This is a genomic window from Bacillus sp. C1, assembly GCF_054570475.1.
Window position 1 is genome coordinate 329,721 of the sequence record NZ_JBTMZT010000001.1, and the last position, 23,535, is coordinate 353,255.

The window sequence follows — 23,535 nt, forward strand, 5'->3', positions numbered from 1 at the left end:
ATATGGAACGAATTTCTTGGGATCAATATTTTATGACGCAAAGTCATTTGTTATCGCTGCGTAGTACGTGCACAAGGCTGGCAGTAGGAGCGACGATTGTTCGTGATAAGAGAATTATTGCGGGCGGTTATAATGGCTCGATCAAGGGTGGTGTGCATTGTATTGATGACGGATGTTACGTGATTGATAATCATTGTGTTCGTACAATTCATGCTGAAATGAATGCACTGTTGCAATGTGCAAAATTTGGTGCGAAAACAGAGGGTGCAGAGATTTATGTTACGCACTTTCCTTGTTTACAATGTTGTAAAGCTATTATTCAAAGTGGTATTACAGCTGTTTATTATGCGCAAGATTATAAAAATCACCCGTATGCTGTAGAGCTATTCGAGCAAGCGAATGTGAAAATAAAGCACGTTCCCCTTGAATATGATATTACATCGATAGAGAAACAAGAGCGTAATTTACAACTAGAGAAATTATTTTCATCCTTAGAAAAAGATGATTTAACAATGAATGAATTACAACAATTATTTGTTAAAGTAAAAGAGATGTTATAGGTGTGTGTTCAAAAGGAAGATAAATAGAACTGAGCTTAGATAGAACAATTACGAATATGAGACTGATAATATAACCGCAGACATATAATAGTTATCTTGATCGCCTTTTTGAACATTCATTATAAGGGGTGAGTATGAATTGCGTGGACAATGGGGGTATGTTGCAATCTCGTTTGTTATGGGGATTGCAATTGCCTGTTCCTCGTTTAAATGGTTGTATATTGGGTTATTTTGTTGTTATGTTCTCTTTTGTATATACCGTATTTCGCGTCAACTTCTCTTGTTTTGTATATTGGCATGTTTCGGTAGTTTCTTCTATACTTCATATGTTGAAGGGGAGAATCGCCCTTCAAAAGAATTGAATTTTGAAATGACGGCAGGCTTGATTCAAACGACACCTCGCATAAATGGTGATCGACTTTCTTTCCAAGTAGAAGTCAATGATAGCGAGAGGTTGCAATTGGCATACACAATTCAATCGGCTGAACAAAAAGAACAGTTGCGAAAATTACATGCGGGTATGAGTTGTATGTTTCAAGGAGAATTGAAAGTACCGCCAGAGGCAAGGAATTTTCATGGATTTGACTATCGTGACTATTTACATAAGCAAAACATTCATTTTTTATTTGAAGTGAAAGAGATTTCGGGTTGTAAGCAAAATTCTTTAACATTTATACATTGGATCTTTTTATTACGTCAAAACGCAGTATCAATGGTCACAGAAATGTTTCCTGGGCAATCTGGAGCATTTATGAATGCATTGTTGTTTGGGGAACGGCAACAGATGACATTTGAAGTGGAAGAACAATATCAACAGTTTGGTCTGATTCACTTACTGGCGATTTCTGGATCTCATATTGTACTGTTAATGACGATTGGTTACTTTGTTCTGCTCAGGATTGGAGTGACTAGGGAAATGACAACGATATGTCTCGTTGTTTGTATTCCGCTTTATATGTTTTTGGCTGGAGCGTCTCCATCTGTCATGAGAGCTTCTGTAACGGGTGTTATGTTGTTGTTAGCCCTCATGCACTCTGTGCGCGTGTTGAGCTTAGATTTGCTTAGTATGACAGCTATACTGATGCTTTTATATGACCCTTATATGGTTTTTGATATTGGATTTCAATTTTCGTTTGTTGGGAGTTTTGCGTTATTACTTTCGGCAAATCGTCTATTAAAAGAGGATAATGGCCTCATCCGAAATACAATCTATCTGTCATTGATTTCGCAACTTGCTAGTATCCCTATTTTGTTATATCATTTTGGTTATTTTTCCCCATATAGTATTTTCCTCAATCTTATATATGTCCCTTTTCTATCTTGTATTGTGTTACCATGTAGCATCATTATTTTTCTTTGTATGTTATTTGTGCCTGTTGTATCGACATGGATTGCACAAGGATTATCAGTATGTTTAATATTTTCCAATGAGATTCTTCAGTATTGTGAAAACTTTCCGCTTCTTCGGTTTACTTTTGGACAGACTCCTCTGTTTCTTGTGGTTTTATATTGTTTTAGTATTATTAGTATATTTGTTATGTGGGAAAAAGCGGCTAAAAAACGTTATTTGTTCTTAATTACGGGATGTTTCCTTTTTATATGTATTGGTCATTATGCTTCACCCTATTTTCGAGCGAGTGGAAGTGTGACTTTTGTTGATGTTGGACAAGGGGATGCAATCTTGATTCGTTTGCCATATGATAAGGGAGTTTATCTTATTGATACAGGGGGAACGATTTCTATAAAAAAAGAAGCATGGCAGAAGAAAAAGCATGAATTTTCTGTGGGGCACGATATTCTTATTCCATTTTTACAAAAAGAAGGGATTCGAAAAATTGATAAGCTAATTGTGACGCACGGTGATACAGATCATATGGGGGCGGCGAAAGAAATAGTATCGTCTATTCCTGTAGACGAAATCATATTTGGAAGGAAGCTAGAGAATACACCGTTAGAAAAAGAATTACAGTACATGGCGAAGCAAAAGAATGTACGAATGAATATTGTAGAAGAAGGGGATAAATGGAAAATAGATGACGCGAAATTTGTTGTGCTATCGCCAGAGGGGCGAGAAAATGGCGATAACGATTCTTCAATTGTTTTATGGGCAAAGATAGGTGGGTATACATGGTTATTTACTGGAGACTTAGAAGAGAAAGGTGAGCGCCGAATTGTAGAGCAGTATCCAGAGTTGCGAGCTGATATTTTAAAGGTTGGGCACCATGGTAGTAAAACATCATCTATATCTTCTTTTTTACAGCTTATTCAGGCTCAAAAAGCAATTATTTCTGCCGGGGAACATAATCGATATGGCCATCCTCATCGGCAAGTGTTAGAACGTTTGTTAGAACTCGGCATTGAAATATGGCGAACGGACAAGCAAGGAGCTATTTCTTATGTTTTTAAAGGTGAAAAGGGAACGTTTAAAAGTAAACTGACATATGATGAATGATAGAAAAGGTAAAATAAAAAAGAAGGCTGCAAGACAGCCTTTAAGAACCAATAAATTTAATAATTGTTGCGATAATGAAAAGTGTTGCGAAAAAACCAAATGAGACGATAAAACCTACCCCTGAATCGATTGCGTCATTGCGTTTGCTTTGAACGTTTTGCTCAAATTCATTCATTTAGAATCCCTCCCCAACATTCCATTTTAGTATAAAATATTGTCAGAAAAAAATCTACAATTTCCATATGAAGAGAAAATGTGCTTTCGTTAGTAGGTGGCTGTTTTTCTTTTGCTAAATCTTATGCAAATAAAAGGTGGAAATTTGATTTCCATGCATGTTAACAGTTAACAATTATACTTATCCGGCAGCTGTGAATAATAACGGTAACGTGGTTACCGCACACCAATAAGAATCCCGGGGCTTATTGCGTGGCGTTTTATATAGATAAAGGAACGGGTTGTTTCAGCCTGTTCCTTTGTACTTGTAAAACAAAAGATCCGGCATTAGTATAGAGATATATTGCCAAGTTAGGGAGTAGGAAAAAAGTATGAGTGATATACATAAGAAGATTAAAAAGAAACAGTTTGCCTCGCTTTATTTAATATATGGAACGGAAGCTTATTTTATAAATGAAACAATAAAGCTTATAACAACTGAAGCGTTAGCTGAAGAAGATCGCGAGTTTAATGTTGTAACGTATGACTTAGAAGAAGCGTATTTAGAAGATGTAGTAGAAGATGCGCGTACGCTTCCTTTTTTTGGAGAACGTAAAATATTACTAATTAAATCTCCATTATTTTTAACATCACAAAAAGCAAAGATAGAACAAAATATCAAGATTTTAGAAGAGTATATTGCAGAACCATCTCCATTTTCAATTGTTGTATTTGTGGCCCCTTATGAAAAACTAGATGAACGGAAAAAAATCACAAAATTATTAAAGAAAACTGCAGATGTAATAGAAGCTAATGCGATGCAAGTGCAGGACGTTCGTAAATGGATTGTGGCTCGTGCGGATGAAGTGCATGTACATATTGAGGAACCAGCTGTTAGCTTGCTGTTAGAGCTTGTAGGAAGCAATGTAACGATGTTAGCGAAGGAAATGGACAAGTTGACCCTTTATGTTGGAATGGGAGGAGAAATTACAACAGAGCTTGTGGGAGAACTTGTACCAAAATCGGTTGAACAAAATGTATTTGCATTAACAGAAAAAGTAGTGAAAAAAGATATTGCCGGGGCTATGCAAATTTTAGATGGATTATTTACGCAGCAAGAGGAACCGATTAAATTATTGGCGTTATTAGTAAGTCAGTTTCGTTTGCTATACCAAGTAAAAGAACTACAGCAGCGTGGATATGGACAAAATCAAATCGCTTCACATATTGGTGTTCATCCATACCGAGTGAAGTTGGCGATGAATCAAACGAAATTTTTCTCGTTTGAAGAATTAAAAAAAGTGATTTTAGAGTTAGCTGAAGCTGATTATAGTATGAAAACGGGGAAAATGGATAAGAAGCTTGTCTTAGAATTTTTCTTAATGCGTTTAAATCATATTGGATAAAATAAAAGCGGAGGCAGTTCGCTCAGAATCGTAGGCCATTGGAGCGCTCGACCGAGAAGCGCTTTTTGCTTCGACCGAGAGTGTGAAATGGCTGGAGATTCTAGCTGCCATAGCTGGATAGAATAAAAGCGGAAGCAGCTTGCTCGGAATCACAGGCCGCTCGAGTATCTGGTCGAGAAGCGTTTTGGGTTATGAAATGGCTAGATATTCTAGCGGCTATATGTAAATAAAATAAAAAAAGTTCATGCTATTTACCGCGTGAACTTTTTTCGTATATAAAAAAACGACCCAAATGGATCGTTTTTTAAACGCCTTACGCGTTTACTTTTTTCGCTAAGCGAGATTTTTGACGAGCTGCAGCGTTTTGGTGGATAAGACCTTTACGAGCTGCTTTGTCAAGTTTTTTAGAAGCAGTTTTGAAAGCTTCTTTAGCATTTTCAAGATCGTTATTAGTAACTAAAGCTTCTACAGTTTTAACAGCTGAACGCATGTCAGATTTGATAGAAGCGTTATGTGCACGACGCTCTTCGCTAAGTTTAGCGCGTTTGATAGCAGATTTAATGTTTGCCATACTTTTCACCTCCCTGGTGCGATCGAGTGACTCGATACTTACATAGAACAAGTGATATTCTATCAAACGGAGAAGAGAATTGCAATAGCGAGATCAATGAAATTTCATGTAAAGGAAAGAATGACCTTATATAATTTTGGGGAATCTAACTATATTTACTATGAATTGTGGAGGAGATATGATGAAAGAACCGTTAGATTTAAGTAAATATAGTGTGAGAACAGACCTTGCAGTAGAAGCTCATCAAATGTTGCAAGAACGTCAGCAACAACAAACGGGGATTCAAGGTGTTATTGTAAAAGAGCGTGAAGAAGAAGGGATTACGATTACAAAAGTCAGTATCGATGAAAGTGCTTCTGAAGCGATGGGTAAAAAGCCTGGAAATTATTTAACGCTTGAAGTTCAGGGGATTCGTCAACAAGATACAGAATTACAACAAAAGGTGGAGCGTATTTTTGCAAAAGAATTCTCTTACTTATTGGAAGAAATCGGAATCATTAAAGAGGCGAGTTGTTTAATCGTTGGATTAGGGAATTGGAATGTAACACCAGATGCACTGGGACCCATCGTTGTAGAAAATGTGCTTGTGACGCGACATCTTTTTACATTACAGCCTGAAAGTGTCGAGGAGGGGTATCGCCCTGTTAGCGCAATTCGTCCAGGTGTAATGGGAATTACAGGGATTGAAACGAGCGATGTCATTTACGGTATCATTGAGAAAACAAAGCCGGACTTTGTAATTGCGATTGATGCGCTTGCTGCTAGGTCTATTGAACGAGTAAATAGTACGATACAGATTTCGGATACAGGAATTCATCCTGGGTCTGGTGTAGGAAATAAACGAAAAGAATTGAGTAAAGAGACGCTTGGAATCCCTGTAATTGCCATTGGTGTTCCGACCGTTGTAGATGCGGTTTCCATTACGAGCGATACAATTGATTTTATTCTAAAACATTTTGGACGTGAAATGAGAGAAGGAGGTAAACCATCTCGATCTTTATTACCCGCTGGTTTTACGTTTGGTGAAAAGAAGAAATTAACAGAGGAAGACATGCCGGATGAAAAAGGTCGTAATATGTTTTTAGGGGCAGTGGGCACGCTAGAAGAAGAAGAAAAGCGGAAATTAATTTACGAGGTATTAGCACCTCTTGGACATAATTTAATGGTGACCCCAAAAGAAGTAGATGCATTTATTGAAGATATGGCAAATGTAATAGCGAGTGGTTTAAACGCCGCGCTGCATCATCAAATTGATCAAGATAACACAGGTGCATATACGCATTAATGAGAAGGGGCGGCTGAAATTGAGTCGATTTACGCTTCAGTGTATGAGTTGTGTTATGCTGTTCCTTTTTTTGATGTTAATTGGAATTGGAATCGCTAATCATGGTTTGAAAAGTATGAAAGGTTACCGCCAGCCAACATATGAGCAAGTGGCGCAAATGACGGGAACCGAGGGTAGTAATGTTAATTCGGAAATTTTAGGAGGTATATTTTCGGCATGTGAAAAACAAAAGCAGCTAGAAAATCTCAGAAGTTTTAATATTGTAGAAAGGCTCGGAATGGGAATTGCGGAATGTACGCGAAGTATCGCTAAGTTTAGTACAGATATCGTAATTGGGAAAATAAAAGATATTTTTAACCAATTGAGCGAATGAAAAGAGGTTGTCTTATCATTTTATAAGACAGCCGTTTTTTTGTTATAAAAAGGTTTGTCTTGTTTACTTGGCTCGCATAAGATAAAGAGAAGAAGATTTGTCTAAGCAGCACGAGTTTTCATTGAATCTTTGCTGCTCTATTGATATAATCAGTGCTAGTGTATATTGGCGAGACTATTAGGAGTTGAGAACATAGATGAATAAAGAAGAAAGAGCAAAAAGGCAGTCTAACATTCGTAACTTCTCCATCATTGCTCACATTGACCACGGAAAGTCAACGTTAGCAGACCGTATTTTGGAGAAAACAAACGCTTTAACACAACGTGAAATGAAAGCTCAATTACTTGACTCTATGGATTTAGAGCGTGAGCGCGGTATAACAATTAAATTAAATGCAGTTCAATTAAAGTACACAGCGAAAAATGGCGAAGAATATACGCTTCACTTAATCGATACACCAGGACATGTCGACTTTACGTACGAAGTATCTCGTAGTTTAGCGGCTTGTGAAGGTGCGATTCTTGTTGTTGATGCAGCGCAAGGTATTGAAGCGCAAACATTAGCAAACGTATACTTAGCGCTTGATAATAATTTAGAAATTTTACCGGTTATTAATAAAATCGATTTACCGAGTGCTGATCCAGAACGTGTTCGTCAAGAAGTAGAAGATGTAATCGGTTTAGATGCATCAGAGGCTGTATTGGCTTCTGCAAAAGCCGGGATTGGTATTGAAGACATTTTAGAACAAATCGTTGAAAAAGTACCAGCTCCAGAAGGTGACCCAGAAGAGCCGCTTCAATGTATGATTTTTGACTCTTTATATGATCCGTACCGCGGTGTAATTGCGTATATCCGTGTTGTAAATGGTACAGTAAAAGTTGGCGATAAAGTACGTATGATGGCAACTGGTAAAGAGTTTGAAGTAACAGAAGTAGGTGTATTTACACCGAAAACAACGCAATGTGAAGAATTAACAGTAGGTGATGTAGGATTTTTAGCAGCATCTATTAAAAATGTAGGAGACACACGTGTTGGTGATACAATCACACATGCGAAACGTCCAGCGGCAGAACCATTACCAGGTTATCGTAAATTAAACCCAATGGTATTCTGTGGTTTATATCCAATCGATTCCGCACGTTATAACGATTTGCGTGATGCGTTAGAAAAACTGGAATTAAATGATTCGGCTCTTGAATTTGAACCTGAAACATCACAAGCATTAGGCTTCGGTTTCCGTTGTGGATTCCTAGGTTTACTTCACATGGAAATTATTCAAGAACGTATTGAACGTGAATTCAAGATCGACCTAATTACAACAGCACCAAGTGTTATTTACAAAGTGTATTTAACGAATGGCGAAGATATGATTGTAGATAACCCATCTAATATGCCAGATCCTCAAACGATCGATCGTGTGGAAGAACCATTTGTAAAAGCGACAATTATGGTTCCAAATGATTATGTTGGAGCTGTAATGGAAATTTGCCAAGGTAAACGTGGTACATTCCTTGATATGCAATACTTAGATGAAACACGTGTTACGTTAACGTATGAGATTCCACTTTCTGAAATTGTATACGACTTCTTTGATCAATTGAAGTCTAATACGAAAGGCTATGCATCATTTGATTACGAGTTAATCGGCTATAAACCATCTAAACTTGTGAAGATGGATATTTTATTAAATAATGAACAAGTCGATGCTTTATCATTTATTGTACACCGTGATGCAGCGTATGAACGTGGTAAAGTCATTGTAGAGAAATTAAAAGAATTAATTCCGAGACAACAATTTGAAGTGCCAATTCAGGCGACTATTGGAAATAAAGTTGTAGCGCGTTCTACAATTAAAGCGATGCGTAAAAACGTACTTGCAAAATGTTACGGTGGTGACATTTCTCGTAAACGTAAACTTCTTGATAAACAAAAAGAAGGTAAGAAGCGTATGAAGTCTGTTGGTTCTGTAGAAGTGCCGCAAGAAGCGTTCATGGCTGTACTGAAAATGGATGATAACTAATTAAGAAAGGAAGCCGTTTGTGCGGCTTCTTTTTGTGTATCTTTTGTGTAAGGAAGAAAGTAATGATTGCTATAGAGTTAGGAGACGAGTGATGTCTGAAAATATTCGGAAAGATATTCAAGAAAAAATACAAAATGGCGATTTTAATTGTGAAAAAGAATTAACCCTCTCTATTATTAGCGGAAAATGGAAGGTTGTAATTTTGTGGCATCTAGGTGTAGAAGGATCGCATCGTTTTAGTGAGTTACAACGACTATTTCCGAACATTTCTCATAAAGTTTTATCAAATCAATTAAAAGAATTAATGGAAGATGGAATTGTCGGCCGAACAGTATATCCGGAAGTGCCTCCGCGCGTAGAATATTTTATGACGGATTTAGGCATGTCGCTTTTACCAATTGTCGAAATGATGTATGATTGGGGAAAAATGCGAATGACACAAATTCGTAATGGGTTAAAGAAGTAAAGGAGCCTCCGAAATGCGGAGGTTTTCTTTTTAGAAAGGTAGGAGTATAGTTTGATACAAGCTGCATATATCCATATTCCATTTTGTCAGCATATTTGTCACTATTGTGATTTTAATAAAGTATTTATTGAACGTCAGCCTGTTGATCAATATTTGGAGTATTTAGAGAAAGAAATTATAAATACGGTGCAAAAGGTGCCGTTTGAAAATATGAAAACGATTTTTGTTGGGGGCGGGACACCGACGGCATTAAATATGGAGCAGACTAAAAAGTTGTTAAATATTATTAATCGCCGTTTACGTCCGTTCGCTCCGAACTGTGAATTGACGTTTGAAGCAAATCCTGGGGATTTGCCGAAAGAAAAGTTGAAACTTTTATTAGATGGTGGTGTGAATCGGATTAGTTTTGGTGTGCAAACGTTTCGTGATGAATTACTTCAGAAAATTGGACGTAAGCATACGAGAGAAGACGCGTTTGTAGCGATCCGAGAAGCGCAAGAGATGGGTTTTACAAATATTAATGTGGATTTAATTTATGCATTGCCAGGGCAGACGATAGAAGATGTGAGAGAAACATTGGATATTGCTTTTACGCTTGGTGTTCAGCACTTTTCAGCATATTCTTTAATTGTTGAACCAAAAACGGTTTTTTATAATTTGATGAATAAAGGGAAATTAAGACTTCCTGGGGAAGATCATGAAGCGCAGATGTATGAAATTGTAATGGATGAGATGGAAAAGCATGGTTACCATCAGTATGAAATTAGTAATTTTTCAAAAGAGGGCTATGAAAGTAGACATAATCTCACATACTGGAATAATGAACAGTATTATGGTTTTGGAGCTGGTGCCCACAGTTATGTAAACGGAGAACGAATTCAAAATGTGGGTCCGTTAAAACAATATTTCTCTAAAATTATTGAGACGGGTTTCCCTTATTTAGACGTTCACGAAGTAACGAAAAAAGAAAGAATGGAAGAAGAACTATTTTTAGGGCTTCGGAAAACAAAGGGTGTCTCTAAGCTGGCATTCCAAAAGAAATTTAGCGTAGAGATGGATGAAATCTTTGCGAAGCAGTTATTACACCATCAAGAGCATGGATTGCTTCAGAACAAAGAAGACTATGTTTGTTTGACAAGACAAGGTAAATTATTAGGGAATGAGGTATTTCAATCATTTTTAATTGATTAATTCAATATTCGGTATGTATGAAAAAGTTTCTCGATTTCGTGACGTTTCCGTTGACAATTCAATGTCAATTTTGGTAAGTTATTAATAGATTTAGCACTCGAAGATAAAGAGTGCTAACAGAGGTGATGATGAGATGCTTACGGAACGTCAGCTCTTAATTTTACAAACAATTATTGATGACTTTATTGGATCAGCGCAGCCTGTTGGGTCAAGAACGTTGGCTAAAAAAGATGAAATTACATTTAGTTCAGCTACTATTCGAAATGAGATGGCTGATTTAGAGGAACTAGGTTTTATTGAAAAAACGCACAGTTCTTCTGGAAGAGTTCCTTCAGAAAAGGGATATCGATTTTATGTAGATCATCTTTTAGCACCACAAAACTTACCAAACGAGGAGATTGTACAAATTAAAGATTTATTTGCTGAAAGAATTTTTGAAGCAGAAAAGGTTGCACAGCAATCAGCTCAAATTTTATCAGAACTCACAAATTATACGGCGATTGTTCTTGGACCGAAAGTGAGTACAAATAAGCTTAAAAATGTGCAAATTGTTCCGCTTGATCAACAAACAGCAGTCGCAATTATTGTAACGGATACAGGGCATGTACAAAGCAAAACGATTACCGTTCCGGAATCTGTTGATTTATCAGATTTAGAAAAAATGGTTAATGTTTTAAATGAAAAGCTATCGGGTGTATCGATGGCAGAATTACACAATAAAATTTTTAAAGAAATTGTGACGGTTCTGCGTGGCTATGTTCATAACTATGATAGTGCAATAAAAATATTGGATGGTACATTTCAAGTGCCTTTATCGGAAAAGATATACTTTGGCGGTAAGGCAAATATGCTTTCGCAGCCGGAGTTTCATGATATCCAAAAGGTACGCTCCTTGCTGACAATGATTGATAATGAAGCTGCATTTTATGATATTTTACGTCATAAGCAAGTCGGTATTCAGGTGAAAATCGGTCGGGAAAATTCTTCGACTGCTATGGAGGATTGTAGTTTAATTTCTGCAACGTATTCCATTGGGGAAGAACAGCTTGGAACAATTGCAATTTTAGGGCCAACGAGAATGCAATATTCTCGTGTGATTAGTCTGTTACAATTGTTTACAAGACAATTTACAGACGGCTTAAATGGATTGTATAAATCGAAATAATAAATTCGCTCGAGCAGTGAACATACTCATTGCTGGTGTGTAACATAAAAATTATAATTGGATGCTAGTGCAAAGCATGAGCTCCGGTGCCTTTTAAGGAGGTGAAAGTTGTGGAAGAGCGTAACGAACAAGTAGTTGAAGAAGCGAAAGAAACGCAAACTGATGAAACTATTACAGAAGAAAATATTGAAGATGTAGTAGAAGAAAAAAGTGAAGCGGCTCTTTTACAAGAAAAAGTAGACGGATTGCAAGCGAAATTAACGGAAACGGAAGGTCGCACATTGCGTCTACAAGCTGATTTTGAAAACTATAAGCGCCGCGTTCAACTGGATAAGCAAGCGGCTGAAAAATATAGATCACAAAGTCTTGTGTCAGATATTTTACCAGCTCTTGATAACTTTGAAAGAGCGATGCAAGTGGAAGCAAGCGATGAGCAGATGAAGTCCTTATTACAAGGGATGGAAATGGTATATCGTCAATTGCTAGAAGCGCTAACTAAAGAAGGTGTTGAAGCGATTGAAGCTGTTGGTAAACAGTTTGATCCGCATGAACATCAAGCTGTTATGCAAGTAGAAGACAGTGAGTTTGAATCAAACGCGGTTGTGGAAGAATTCCAAAAAGGTTACAAACTGAAAGACCGTGTGATTCGCCCATCAATGGTAAAAGTAAATCAATAACTTACATAAATGTAGGAGGTCTCGCTATGAGTAAAATTATCGGTATTGACTTAGGTACAACAAACTCTTGTGTAGCTGTTATGGAAGGTGGAGAACCAAAGGTTATTCCAAATCCAGAAGGGAACCGTACAACACCTTCTGTTGTAGCTTTCAAAAATGAAGAGCGTCAAGTGGGGGAAGTAGCGAAGCGTCAAGCGATTACAAACCCAAATACAATCATGTCTGTTAAACGTCATATGGGTACAGACTACAAAGTAGAAGTTGAAGGTAAAAACTATACACCTCAAGAAATTTCTGCAATCATTTTACAAAACTTAAAAGCTTCTGCTGAAGCATACTTAGGTGAAACAGTAACGAAAGCTGTTATTACAGTACCAGCATACTTCAACGATGCAGAACGCCAAGCAACAAAAGATGCTGGCCGCATTGCTGGTTTAGAAGTAGAACGTATTATTAACGAACCGACAGCAGCAGCGCTTGCTTACGGTTTAGAAAAACAAGACGAAGAACAAAAAGTTCTTGTATATGACTTAGGTGGCGGTACGTTTGACGTGTCTATCCTTGAATTAGCAGATGGAACGTTTGAAGTTATTTCAACTGCTGGTGACAATCGTCTTGGTGGTGACGACTTTGACCAAGTTATCATTGATCATTTAGTAGCTGAATTCAAAAAAGAAAATAACATTGATTTAAGCCAAGATAAAATGGCACTTCAACGTTTGAAAGATGCAGCTGAAAAAGCGAAAAAAGATCTTTCAGGTGTAACACAAACACAAATTTCATTACCATTCATTAGTGCTGGAGCTGCTGGTCCATTACACTTAGAATTAAACTTAACAAGAGCGAAATTTGAAGAACTTTCAGCTAACCTTGTTGAAAGAACATTAGAACCAACTCGTCGTGCATTAAAAGATGCTGGTCTTTCTCCAAGTGAATTAGATAAAGTTATTCTTGTTGGTGGTTCTACTCGTATTCCAGCGGTACAAGAAGCAATTAAACGTGAAACTGGTAAAGAGCCATATAAAGGCGTTAACCCTGATGAAGTTGTAGCATTAGGTGCTGCAGTACAGGGTGGAGTACTTACTGGTGATGTAAAAGGCGTTCTATTATTAGATGTAACTCCACTTTCTTTAGGTATTGAAACTATGGGCGGGGTATTCACAAAATTAATCGAGCGTAACACAACAATTCCAACAAGTAAGTCACAAGTGTTCTCAACTGCTGCTGATAACCAGCCTGCAGTAGACATTCACGTATTACAAGGTGAGCGTCCAATGTCAGCTGATAACAAAACACTAGGTCGTTTCCAATTAACAGATATCCCACCAGCACCACGTGGTATTCCACAAATCGAAGTAACATTCGATATTGATGCGAACGGTATCGTAAACGTACGTGCGAAAGACTTAGGAACAAGCAAAGAACAAACAATTACAATCCAATCTTCTTCAGGTCTTTCTGATGAAGAAGTAGATCGTATGGTTCAAGAAGCTGAAGCAAATGCTGATGCTGACCAAAAACGTAAGGAAGAAGTTGAACTTCGTAACGAAGCCGACCAACTTGTCTTCCAAACAGATAAAGTTGTAAAAGATTTAGAAGGTAAAGTAGATGCTGCTGAAGTAGCGAAAGCGACAGAAGCGAAAGAGGCATTACAAGCGGCAATCGAGAAAAATGATCTTGATGAAATCCGTGCGAAAAAAGATGCACTTCAAGAAATCGTACAACAATTAACTGTAAAGTTATATGAACAAGCTCAAGCAGCTGCTGGCGCTCAGCAAGCAGAAGGTGCACAAGATAACGCTGGTGCAAAAAAAGATAATGTAGTTGACGCTGAGTTTGAAGAAGTAAAAGAAGACAAATAATTAAAGTATAACAACATAAGTAAGATGACAAAAAGTCAAAGTCAAGCGTGCCTTGGCTTTGGCTTTTTTCACGAATAAGAAAAGGGCTTAGTATGAATGAAGTATTTCGTGAGAAGGTCTTATGTTTTTCTTTTTGCATACTGTAAGTGAGGAAACTTTGTTGCAAAGCACTTTCTTTCGGTGTTAAAATTACGTTTATGTGAAAGATTCGGGGGTTACAAATTTATGAATAAAAGAGATTATTATGAGGTACTTGGTCTTAGTAAAGGTGCTTCAAAAGATGAAATCAAAAAAGCATACCGTCGTTTGGCTAAAAAGTATCATCCAGACGTAAGTAAAGAAGAAAATGCAATTGAAAAGTTTAAAGAAGTACAAGAAGCGTATGAAGTGTTAAGTGATGATCAAAAACGTGCACAATACGATCAGTTCGGTCATGCTGATCCAAATCAAGGTTTTGGCGGCTTCGGCGGTGGAGACTTTGGCGGTGGCTTCGGATTTGAAGACATCTTTAGTTCATTCTTCGGCGGCGGTGGTGGTAGACGCCGTGATCCGAATGCGCCACGTCAAGGTGCTGACTTGCAATATCAAGTTACTTTAGATTTTGAAGAAGCTATTTTTGGTAAGGAATTAAATGTTGAGATTCCGGTGGAAGATCCTTGTGATACTTGTCACGGCAATGGGGCGAAACCAGGAACTTCAAAAGAAACTTGTAAACATTGTTCAGGAACAGGTCAAGTGAGTGTAGAACAAAATACACCGTTTGGACGCATTGTAAATCGTCAAGCATGTAAACATTGCTCGGGAACAGGTCAAATGATTAAAGAGAAATGTGCAACATGTCATGGTTCTGGAAAAGTGCGTAAGCGTAAAAAAATTAATGTTAAAATTCCAGCAGGTATCGACAATGGTCAACAAATTCGCGTATCTGGTAAAGGGGAAGCCGGTGTAAATGGTGGCCCAGCAGGTGATTTATATGTTGTTGTTCATGTGAGGAATCATGAATTCTTTGAGCGTGATGGGGATCATATTATTTGTGAAATGCCATTAACATTTACGCAAGTAGCGCTTGGTGCTGAAGTAGAAGTTCCAACTGTTCATGGAAAAGTGAAATTAAAAATTCCAGCAGGAACACAAACTGGAACAGAATTCCGCTTAAAAGGAAAAGGAGCTCCGAATGTACGTGGATATGGTCAAGGTGATCAATACGTAATCGTTCGTGTTGTTGTACCAACAAAATTAACTTCACATCAAAAAGAATTATTACGTGAATTCGCAGGGCAAGAAGATCAAGATGATAGCTTATTCGGAAAGCTTAAACGAGCTTTCAAAGGGGAATAATGGAAATAAAAAATGGAGTTGGTAAATTGTGAAATGGTCAGAAATTAGTATTCATACAACAGAAGAAGCTGTAGAAGCTGTCTCGCATATTTTGCACGAAGCAGGTGCTAGCGGGGTTGCAATTGAGGACCCAGCGGAGTTAACGAAAGAACGTGAACAACAATATGGTGAAATTTATGCACTGAACCCAGCTGAATATCCAGCAGATGGAGTATTAGTAAAAGCATATTTTCCTCAAACGGATTCTTTACATGAAACTGTTGCGAGTGTAAAATCATCTATTGATGTACTGCCATCTTTCGACATCGAAATTGGTACAGGAAACATTACAATTAATGAAGTCGATGAGGAAGACTGGGCTACTGCTTGGAAAAAATATTATCATCCAGTTCAAATTTCTGATACATTCACAATCGTACCGACGTGGGAAGAGTACACACCTACTTCTCCAAATGAAAAAATTATTGAATTAGATCCAGGTATGGCGTTTGGTACAGGGACACATCCAACAACAACGATGTGTATTCAGGCACTAGAAAAAACAGTTCAGCCGGGTGATACGGTAATTGATGTAGGAACCGGTTCTGGGGTACTTAGTATTGCAGCAGCGAAATTAGGTGCATCATCTGTTAAGGCGTATGATTTAGATCCGGTTGCAGTTGAAAGTGCAGAAATGAACGTGCGTCTAAATAAAACGGACGGCGTCGTATCTGTTGGACAAAATAGTTTGTTAGAAGGTATTGAAGGACCGGTAGATTTGATTGTAGCAAATTTACTTGCGGAAATTATTCTTCTATTCCCTGAAGATGCAGCGAGAGTTGTGAAACAAGGCGGATTATTTATTACGTCTGGTATTATTGCAGCAAAAGAAAAAGTAATTTCTGAAGCGTTAGAAAAAGCAGGATTTACAATTGAAGAAGTGCTGAGAATGGAAGATTGGGTAGCAATCATTGCACGAAATGCGTAATATATAATTTATCCCGCTATTTTCGGGCAGTAGGCCCCTCACCTCAAGATTCAGAGAAGCAAGGAAGATAGGTGGGGGTCGGGCTGCTCGTAAAAGCTTGATTGGTGAGGGCTGATAATCAGTGGGGGATGGAGAACCCCCCGCTGATTAAAGTTTCACTTTATATTTATAAGGAACGTGGGAGTCTCTCGCTGTATAAAGCGAGGGACTTGCCGTTTGTTATATGAAAATGATAACGTTTCGTTCTTTTCGTAAGTATGGACTTACGAAAGGAACGAAACTTTGCTAAGGTGATGAGATGCAACGTTATTTTGTAGAAGAGAAAGATGTGAATGAGACAAGTATTCGTATTGTAGGTGATGATGTACATCATATCGCAAGAGTGATGCGTATGTCAGCTGGTGATCACATTTATTGCTGTGTGAACGGTAAAACAGCGATGTGTACAATTGCTGAAATTACCAGTGAATTTGTGGATAGTACCATTGTAGAATGGATAGAGGCATCAAGCGAATTGCCAGTGTTCGTGACGATCGCAAGTGGACTGCCAAAAGGAGACAAGCTAGAGTTAATTTTTCAAAAAGGAACTGAGCTTGGAGCAGCTGCATTTTTACCATTTCAAGCATCTCGTTCTATCGTAAAATGGGATGCAAAAAAAGCAGATAAAAAAGTTGAGCGTTTGAAAAAGATTGTGAAAGAAGCGGCGGAACAATCGCATAGAAGTGAAATTCCAAGTGTGCATACTCCGGCATCATTTAAACAATTGCTTACGATGAGCGGTGATTATGATGTTTGTCTTGTTGCGTATGAAGAAGAAGCAAAACAAGGTGAGAAAGCCAATTTTGCGAGGGCTTTAACGGCAATCGAACGTGGTCAAAAACTGTTGATTGTATTTGGCCCAGAAGGTGGTTTGTCTGAGGAAGAAATTACTGCGCTTCGTGAACATAAATTTATACCATGTAGTTTAGGACCAAGGATTTTACGAACAGAAACGGCGCCGCTTTACGCGTTAAGTGCCGCTTCTTATCATTTTGAATTGATGGGGTGATGATCAATGGCAACTGTTGCGTTTCACACGTTAGGTTGTAAAGTAAACCACTATGAAACAGAAGCGATTTGGCAATTGTTTAAACAAGGTGGCTATGAAAGAACTGAATATGAAAAGAAAGCTGATGTGTATGTCATTAATACATGTACAGTAACAAATACTGGGGACAAAAAAAGTCGTCAAGTTATCAGGCGTGCTGTACGTCAAAATCCGGACGCTGTTATTTGTGTAACAGGATGCTACGCCCAAACATCTCCAGCAGAAATTATGGCGATCCCAGGCGTAGATATTGTGGTCGGTACACAAGATCGTGAAAAAATGTTAGGGTATATTGAAGAGTTCCGTAAAGAACGCCAACCAATTAATGCTGTCCGCAACATTATGAAGACACGTGTATATGAGGAACTTGATGTACCGTACTTTACGGATCGCACACGTGCATCTTTAAAAATACAAGAAGGTTGCAATAACTTTTGTACATTTTGCATTATTCCTTGGGCACGCGGTTTAATGCGTTCTCGTAATGGAGAAGAAGTTATTAAACAAGCACAACAATTAGTGGATGCAGGCTATAAAGAAATCGTATTAACAGGTATTCATACAGGTGGATATGGTGAAGATATGAAAGATTACAACTTAGCTGGATTGCTTCGTGATATGGAAGCAGAGGTAAGTGGTTTAAAACGTCTTCGTATTTCTTCAATTGAAGCGAGTCAAATTTCAGATGAAGTAATTGATGTGCTAGATAAATCCGAAGTAGTGGTGCGTCATTTGCATATTCCACTGCAATCGGGTTCTAACACTGTATTGAAACGTATGCGCCGTAAATATACGATGGAGTTTTTCCAAGAGCGCTTAGATCGTTTAAAAGAAGCGTTACCGGGTCTTGCGATTACATCAGATGTAATTGTTGGTTTCCCTGGTGAAACGGAAGAGGAGTTTATGGAAACATATAATTTTATTAAAGAAAACCGTTTCTCTGAATTACATGTTTTCCCTTATTCAAAGCGCACAGGAACGCCTGCAGCTCGCATGGAGGACCAAATTCCTGAAGAAGTAAAAAATGATCGTGTGCATCGTTTAATTGAGTTATCAAATCAATTGGCGAAAGAATATGCTTCTCAGTTTGAAGGGGAAGTTCTTGAAATCATTCCAGAAGAGCCGTTTAAAGATGGCGATCGTGAAGGTTTATATGTAGGTTATACAGATAACTACTTAAAGGTTGTATTTGAAGGGTCTGAAGAATTAATTGGTAAACTAGTTAAAGTGAAAATTACAAAAGCTGGTTATCCATATAATGAAGCACAATTTGTTCGTGTTCTTAAAGATGATGTGAAAAAAGAATCAGCAAGTGCGTAAGTAAGAAGCATGCAAACGAAAAGGTTTGCATGCTTTTGTCTTTGCTGGAGAAGTTAAGATATGAAGTTGTAATATTTCATGCTATAATGCTAACCGTTATGGTTGTCAGACAACCGTGTAGTGAAGAAAGGGGCATATGAAAAATGAGTTATGCAAAATTAATTGACCACACATTATTGAAGCCAGATACAAAAAAAGAAGCGATTGTTACATTGTGTGAAGAAGCGAAAAGACATGACTTCGCATCTGTATGTGTAAATCCTACTTGGATTGAAACGGCAGCTGAATTATTAAAGGGGACAGATGTAAAAGTTTGCACAGTGATCGGTTTCCCGCTTGGAGCAAATACACCAGAAACAAAAGCGTTTGAAACAAAAGATGCAATTGCAAAAGGTGCAACGGAAGTTGATATGGTAATTAACATTGGTGCATTAAAAGATAAAAATAATGAATTAGTAGAGCGTGACGTTCAGGCGGTTGTAGAAGCTGCAAAAGGAAAAGCGCTTGTAAAAATTATTATTGAAACATGTTTACTAACGGAGGAAGAAAAGGTTCGTGCTTGTGAATTGTCTGTAAAAGCGGGTGTCGATTTTGTAAAAACATCAACAGGCTTCTCAACAGGCGGGGCAACAGTAGAAGATGTAGCCTTAATGAGAAAAACCGTTGGACCAGACATTGGTGTAAAGGCTTCGGGTGGTGTACGTAGTGAAGAAGATATGGAGAAAGTGGTGGAAGCTGGAGCAACAAGAATCGGTACAAGTTCTGGTGTTGCGCTAGTTAGTGGGAAGACAGCAACAACGGATTATTAATTGATGAACCGGTCATTGCATGAATTCTATTGAGCTACTCCGTTTCAGTTGATAAAGTACTTCTCTGTATGAAAGATTATTTGCAGTAAAAATAATTGTATTAAAAAAAATAGACACTAGTTAATAAGTATAACCGACATAGATTTTGAAAAAGGAAAAGCCTCTATGCTTCTTTTATTCTGTCAAATAGTTGACCTGAAGTGATAAAATGTATTATAATCGTAAAAGACATGCTGAAGAAGTGTTTCTTTTTGCATGCTGAAGTTAGTATGTAAGTGTGATGTTTCGGAGGGAGGGAAAGAGAATGTCAAAAACAGTCGTTCGTAAAAACGAGTCTTTGGAGGATGCACTTCGCCGTTTTAAAAGATCGGTTTCTAAAACTGGTACACTTGCTGAAGCAAGAAAGCGCGAGTTTTATGAAAAACCAAGTGTAAAACGTAAGAAGAAATCTGAAGCGGCAAGAAAGCGTAAATTCTAAGAGAGGGTGTAAGTTATGAGTCTTCTCGGTCGTTTAAACGATGATATGAAACAAGCGATGAAGAATAAACAAAAAGAAAAATTAACCGTTATTCGTATGGTTAAGGCTGCTTTACAAAATGAAGGAATTAAACTGCAACATACTCTTACTGAAGAAGAGGAATTAACAGTTTTAACTCGTGAAGTAAAACAGCATAAGGACTCCCTCCTTGAATTTAAAAAAGCGGGTCGTGATGACCTTGTTGATAAACTGCAACGTGAAATTCAGATTTTAAATGCGTATTTACCTGAACAACTAACAGACGAAGAGCTGCTGAATGTAATTAAGCAAGTGATTTCTGAAGTTGGTGCTGCTTCTAAAGCGGATATGGGTAAAGTGATGACTGCTGTTATGCCGAAAATAAAAGGTAAAGCAGACGGATCACAAGTGAATAAGCTGGTTGCACAGCTATTAGCGTAAAAAAGCGTCTCATGAGAAATGAGACGTTTTTTTATGCTTTTTTTCTATTCGGACGTGATATTACAAGCTCCTTTTTCATACATATGGGATGAGAGGGGGTCTTGGAGATGAAGAAATTCGAGCAAATGAAAAATTGGCTAACGAAGCAAATAGACCTACCAGTGGATGTATTAATGGATCTACCTCGTATTACGCTTGTCGGGCAAGTGCATATTTATATAGAAAATCATCGGGGATTATTAGTGTTTACAGATAAAGAAGTGCGATTGTTATTAAAACATGGTCAATTATTAATAAAAGGTCAATCGTTTGTTATTAAAACGATTCTTCCAGAAGAACTTTTGTTAGAAGGAAATATTGAGCAAGTGACATTTTTAGAAAATGAGAAGAAAGATAAACCATAATGAAACTTCTATTCGTGAAGTTTTTCTTCTTATCTTGTTCCGTACGAGCTATTTGAATGTTGAAAACTAAAAGAATGCATGATGAAAATAGTGGTGTAGTGAGAAAGGTAGTGAAAGCTAACGATGAAGAATCAATGGTTTACACGATGGGTTGGATATGTGAAGGTTCGAATTGAAGGTAGGGGAGTAGAACGTTTTATTAATGAATGTGTGCGCAGAAATTTAGTTGTATGGGATGTAAAGAAGATCGCAGAAGATACGTTAGTATTTTATATGTTACTTCGTGATGTGAAGCGGCTAAGATCGATTTATCGAAAAAATGAATGTAAGTTATATTTTATTGGACGTTTCGGTTTTCCGTTTTGGAATAAGCGTTTGCTTAAGAATAGTGGTTTTTTAATTGGTTTTTTTATCTTTTTTTTCGGTATGATTGCTTTATCAAATATGGTCTGGAAAATTGAAATTACAGGGGCAAAACCGGAAACGGAATATATTCTTATGAAAGAATTGGACAAAATGGGCATTAAAAAAGGAAGATTGCAATTTCAAATGCCGAATGTAGAGGATGTTCAGCGGCATTTAACAGATAATATTAATGCAATTACGTGGGCTGGTCTAGAGATAAAAGGGACAACATATCATTTTAAAATTGTTGAAAAAAATGAGCCGGAGAAAGAAGAAGAGAAAAAACCACAAAATTTAGTTGCTAAAAAAGAGGCGATAATTACAAAGACATTTGTGGAAACGGGAAAGCCGGTTGTAATGAAAAATGATTATGTGCAAAAAGGACAACTTCTTGTATCAGGGATGTTTGGAAAAGAGGAGAATCCAACGATTGTTTCTGCTAAAGGAATTGTATATGGGGAAACGTGGTACGAATCTGAGGTGAATGTACCTTTAAAAACAACATTTCAAGTGTATACAGGAAATTCATATAGTGAGCATTATCTTCGTTTTGGGAGTGTTAAAATAAAAATATGGGGATTTCAGCATGATAAGTATAAACGGTCACGTATGGAGAGTGTAAAACATGATGTAAAATTATTTGGTTTTACATTACCGATTTCTTATGAGAAAGAGATTGTACGTGAAGAAGAAGAAGCAAATCGTGAGTATACCGAAAAACAAGCGATGAATGTCGCAAGAGAAATGGCTGAAAAAGAACTAAAGAAAAAATTGGATGAACATGCTATGATTGTAAGTGATAAGATTTTGCATAAAGAGGTTGAGGTAGATCAACTAAAAGTAACTTTACATTATACAGTGATTGAAAATATTGCAGAGCCACAACCGATATCTGAATCCGATATTCAAGGAGACTGAGTAATGGCAGAACAATTAGTAGAAGTGAACCAACAAGTAGAAAATAATAATGAAGCAATAGCTCTATTTGGAGTGAACGATGTAAATTTAAAAGTAATGGAACGAGAACTTGCTGTATCTATTGTAACCCGAGGAGAATCTGTTCGTGTATCAGGGACAGATGAAGCGGTGGCACTTGTTGAAAAAATATTGCAGCAATTACTTGCTGTTATTCGTAAAGGTGTATCAATTTCTGAACGTGATGTTGCATATGCTGTTCAACTGGGGCGGCAAGGGAAGATCGCTCATTTTGAAGAGTTATATGAAGAGGAAATTTTTAAAACAGCAAAAGGAAAATCGATTCGTGTAAAGACGATGGGACAGAGGCAATATATTCATGCGATGAAAAAGAATGATATTGTATTTGGTATAGGTCCTGCTGGAACAGGAAAGACATATTTAGCTGTAGTAATGGCTGTAAGAGCGTTAAAACAAGGATATGTAAAGAAAATTATTTTAACAAGGCCCGCAGTAGAAGCGGGGGAAAGTTTAGGTTTTTTACCAGGGGATTTAAAAGAAAAAGTAGACCCTTATTTACGCCCTTTGTATGATGCGCTTCATGATATTCTTGGACAAGAGTATACGCAACGTATGATGGAGAGAGGTACGATTGAAATTGCACCTCTTGCATATATGCGGGGACGTACGCTTGATGATTCTTTCGTTATTTTAGATGAAGCACAAAATACAACAGGTGCTCAAATTAAAATGTTTTTAACTCGCCTAGGTTTTAGTTCGAAAATGGTTGTAACAGGCGATCCATCGCAGGTTGACTTGCCGAAAGGGGTAAAATCAGGACTTTCAATTGCTGCACATGTTTTATCAGGTGTATCGGGGCTTTCATTTGTTACATTGGAACAATCCGACGTTGTAAGACATCCTCTTGTACAGCGGATTATCGAGGCATATGATAAAATGGAATGATCCTACTTGTAAGGATCATTTCTTTTTGTATGATAGAGATAAAGGAAAGGGTTGGCGAATAGCCTATTTTTTACTATCATTAAAGGATGGGCAAGTTTTGTTTGCTTGTGAATGTGCAGTGCAATTTAGATGCCTGCTTGTAAAAAACCTGACTGGTGGGGGTTAATTATGAATGGTGATGAAGAGAATTCCTGATTGATTAAAGT

The 23,535-nt window shown here is 37.5% G+C and carries 23 protein-coding genes; 21 read left to right on the forward strand and 2 right to left on the reverse strand.

The window, feature by feature from the left end; all coding sequences use genetic code 11:
* Positions 1–2: 2 nt before the first annotated feature.
* Together ACX5JI_RS01710 and ACX5JI_RS01715 are read left to right on the forward strand one after the other, a co-directional pair.
* A complete protein-coding gene (locus tag ACX5JI_RS01710; protein WP_459499377.1) occupies positions 3–560 on the forward strand; it encodes a ComE operon protein 2 in 558 nt (185 codons plus the stop codon).
* Between the two features lie 139 nt (positions 561–699).
* The gene (locus ACX5JI_RS01715) at positions 700–3,012 is read left to right on the forward strand and encodes a DNA internalization-related competence protein ComEC/Rec2 (RefSeq protein ID WP_459499378.1); all 2,313 of its coding nucleotides are present in this window, start codon (positions 700–702) and stop codon (positions 3,010–3,012) included.
* A 40-nt stretch (positions 3,013–3,052) separates the two neighbouring features.
* Here the strand turns inward: ACX5JI_RS01715 and ACX5JI_RS01720 are convergent, their stop codons facing one another.
* A complete protein-coding gene (locus tag ACX5JI_RS01720) occupies positions 3,053–3,187 on the reverse strand; it encodes a YqzM family protein (protein WP_001001652.1) in 135 nt (44 codons plus the stop codon).
* 370 nt (positions 3,188–3,557) lie between these two features.
* Between ACX5JI_RS01720 and holA the strand changes: the two genes are divergently transcribed.
* Positions 3,558–4,571: a DNA polymerase III subunit delta gene (gene holA / locus ACX5JI_RS01725; protein WP_459499379.1), complete on the forward strand. Its 1,014-nt coding sequence runs from the start codon at positions 3,558–3,560 to the stop codon at positions 4,569–4,571.
* Between the two features lie 313 nt (positions 4,572–4,884).
* Here the strand turns inward: holA and rpsT are convergent, their stop codons facing one another.
* Positions 4,885–5,142, reverse strand: coding sequence for a 30S ribosomal protein S20 (gene rpsT / locus ACX5JI_RS01730; RefSeq protein ID WP_017150760.1), 258 nt, complete (start codon positions 5,140–5,142; stop codon positions 4,885–4,887).
* A gap of 181 nt (positions 5,143–5,323) precedes the next feature.
* Here rpsT and gpr point away from each other — a divergent pair, with 181 nt between their 5' ends.
* From gpr to ACX5JI_RS01820, 18 genes are all read left to right on the forward strand, one after another.
* Entirely contained in the window at positions 5,324–6,427 is a 1,104-nt protein-coding gene (gene gpr, locus ACX5JI_RS01735; protein WP_459499380.1) for a GPR endopeptidase, read from the forward strand.
* A 19-nt stretch (positions 6,428–6,446) separates the two neighbouring features.
* Positions 6,447–6,800: a DUF3679 domain-containing protein gene (locus ACX5JI_RS01740; RefSeq protein ID WP_505307667.1), complete on the forward strand. Its 354-nt coding sequence runs from the start codon at positions 6,447–6,449 to the stop codon at positions 6,798–6,800.
* Between the two features lie 196 nt (positions 6,801–6,996).
* Positions 6,997–8,820, forward strand: coding sequence for an elongation factor 4 (gene lepA / locus ACX5JI_RS01745; RefSeq protein ID WP_459499381.1), 1,824 nt, complete (start codon positions 6,997–6,999; stop codon positions 8,818–8,820).
* A 91-nt stretch (positions 8,821–8,911) separates the two neighbouring features.
* A complete protein-coding gene (locus ACX5JI_RS01750; RefSeq protein ID WP_459499382.1) occupies positions 8,912–9,286 on the forward strand; it encodes a winged helix-turn-helix transcriptional regulator in 375 nt (124 codons plus the stop codon).
* A gap of 51 nt (positions 9,287–9,337) precedes the next feature.
* Positions 9,338–10,477: a radical SAM family heme chaperone HemW gene (hemW, locus tag ACX5JI_RS01755; protein WP_459499383.1), complete on the forward strand. Its 1,140-nt coding sequence runs from the start codon at positions 9,338–9,340 to the stop codon at positions 10,475–10,477.
* 133 nt (positions 10,478–10,610) lie between these two features.
* Positions 10,611–11,642, forward strand: a complete 1,032-nt coding sequence (hrcA, locus tag ACX5JI_RS01760; protein ID WP_459499384.1) for a heat-inducible transcriptional repressor HrcA — start codon at positions 10,611–10,613, stop codon at positions 11,640–11,642.
* Between the two features lie 110 nt (positions 11,643–11,752).
* Complete coding sequence (gene grpE, locus ACX5JI_RS01765) at positions 11,753–12,319, forward strand: nucleotide exchange factor GrpE (protein ID WP_459499385.1); 567 nt, start codon at positions 11,753–11,755, stop codon at positions 12,317–12,319.
* 26 nt (positions 12,320–12,345) lie between these two features.
* On the forward strand, positions 12,346–14,181 hold the full coding sequence (gene dnaK, locus ACX5JI_RS01770; RefSeq protein ID WP_459499386.1) for a chaperone protein DnaK: 1,836 nt from the start codon (positions 12,346–12,348) through the stop codon (positions 14,179–14,181).
* Between the two features lie 225 nt (positions 14,182–14,406).
* The gene (gene dnaJ / locus ACX5JI_RS01775; RefSeq protein WP_459499387.1) at positions 14,407–15,519 is read left to right on the forward strand and encodes a molecular chaperone DnaJ; all 1,113 of its coding nucleotides are present in this window, start codon (positions 14,407–14,409) and stop codon (positions 15,517–15,519) included.
* 28 nt (positions 15,520–15,547) lie between these two features.
* The gene (gene prmA / locus ACX5JI_RS01780; protein ID WP_459499388.1) at positions 15,548–16,486 is read left to right on the forward strand and encodes a 50S ribosomal protein L11 methyltransferase; all 939 of its coding nucleotides are present in this window, start codon (positions 15,548–15,550) and stop codon (positions 16,484–16,486) included.
* A 298-nt stretch (positions 16,487–16,784) separates the two neighbouring features.
* Positions 16,785–17,534 (forward strand): 16S rRNA (uracil(1498)-N(3))-methyltransferase, encoded by a 750-nt coding sequence (locus tag ACX5JI_RS01785; RefSeq protein WP_459499389.1) that lies wholly within the window; start codon positions 16,785–16,787, stop codon positions 17,532–17,534.
* A 6-nt stretch (positions 17,535–17,540) separates the two neighbouring features.
* Positions 17,541–18,893, forward strand: coding sequence for a tRNA (N(6)-L-threonylcarbamoyladenosine(37)-C(2))-methylthiotransferase MtaB (mtaB, locus tag ACX5JI_RS01790; protein ID WP_459499390.1), 1,353 nt, complete (start codon positions 17,541–17,543; stop codon positions 18,891–18,893).
* 143 nt (positions 18,894–19,036) lie between these two features.
* Complete coding sequence (gene deoC / locus ACX5JI_RS01795; RefSeq protein WP_459499391.1) at positions 19,037–19,702, forward strand: deoxyribose-phosphate aldolase; 666 nt, start codon at positions 19,037–19,039, stop codon at positions 19,700–19,702.
* A gap of 304 nt (positions 19,703–20,006) precedes the next feature.
* A complete protein-coding gene (gene rpsU, locus ACX5JI_RS01800; RefSeq protein ID WP_000048061.1) occupies positions 20,007–20,180 on the forward strand; it encodes a 30S ribosomal protein S21 in 174 nt (57 codons plus the stop codon).
* Between the two features lie 15 nt (positions 20,181–20,195).
* A complete protein-coding gene (locus ACX5JI_RS01805) occupies positions 20,196–20,639 on the forward strand; it encodes a GatB/YqeY domain-containing protein (RefSeq protein ID WP_459499392.1) in 444 nt (147 codons plus the stop codon).
* Between the two features lie 107 nt (positions 20,640–20,746).
* Positions 20,747–21,043 carry a sporulation protein YqfC gene (gene yqfC / locus ACX5JI_RS01810; RefSeq protein ID WP_459499393.1) on the forward strand — a complete coding sequence of 99 codons (297 nt, stop codon included), beginning with the start codon at positions 20,747–20,749 and terminating at the stop codon, positions 21,041–21,043.
* A gap of 123 nt (positions 21,044–21,166) precedes the next feature.
* The gene (gene yqfD / locus ACX5JI_RS01815; RefSeq protein WP_459499394.1) at positions 21,167–22,366 is read left to right on the forward strand and encodes a sporulation protein YqfD; all 1,200 of its coding nucleotides are present in this window, start codon (positions 21,167–21,169) and stop codon (positions 22,364–22,366) included.
* Positions 22,367–22,369: 3 nt separating this feature from the next.
* Complete coding sequence (locus tag ACX5JI_RS01820; RefSeq protein WP_459499395.1) at positions 22,370–23,329, forward strand: PhoH family protein; 960 nt, start codon at positions 22,370–22,372, stop codon at positions 23,327–23,329.
* Positions 23,330–23,535: the final 206 nt, after the last annotated feature.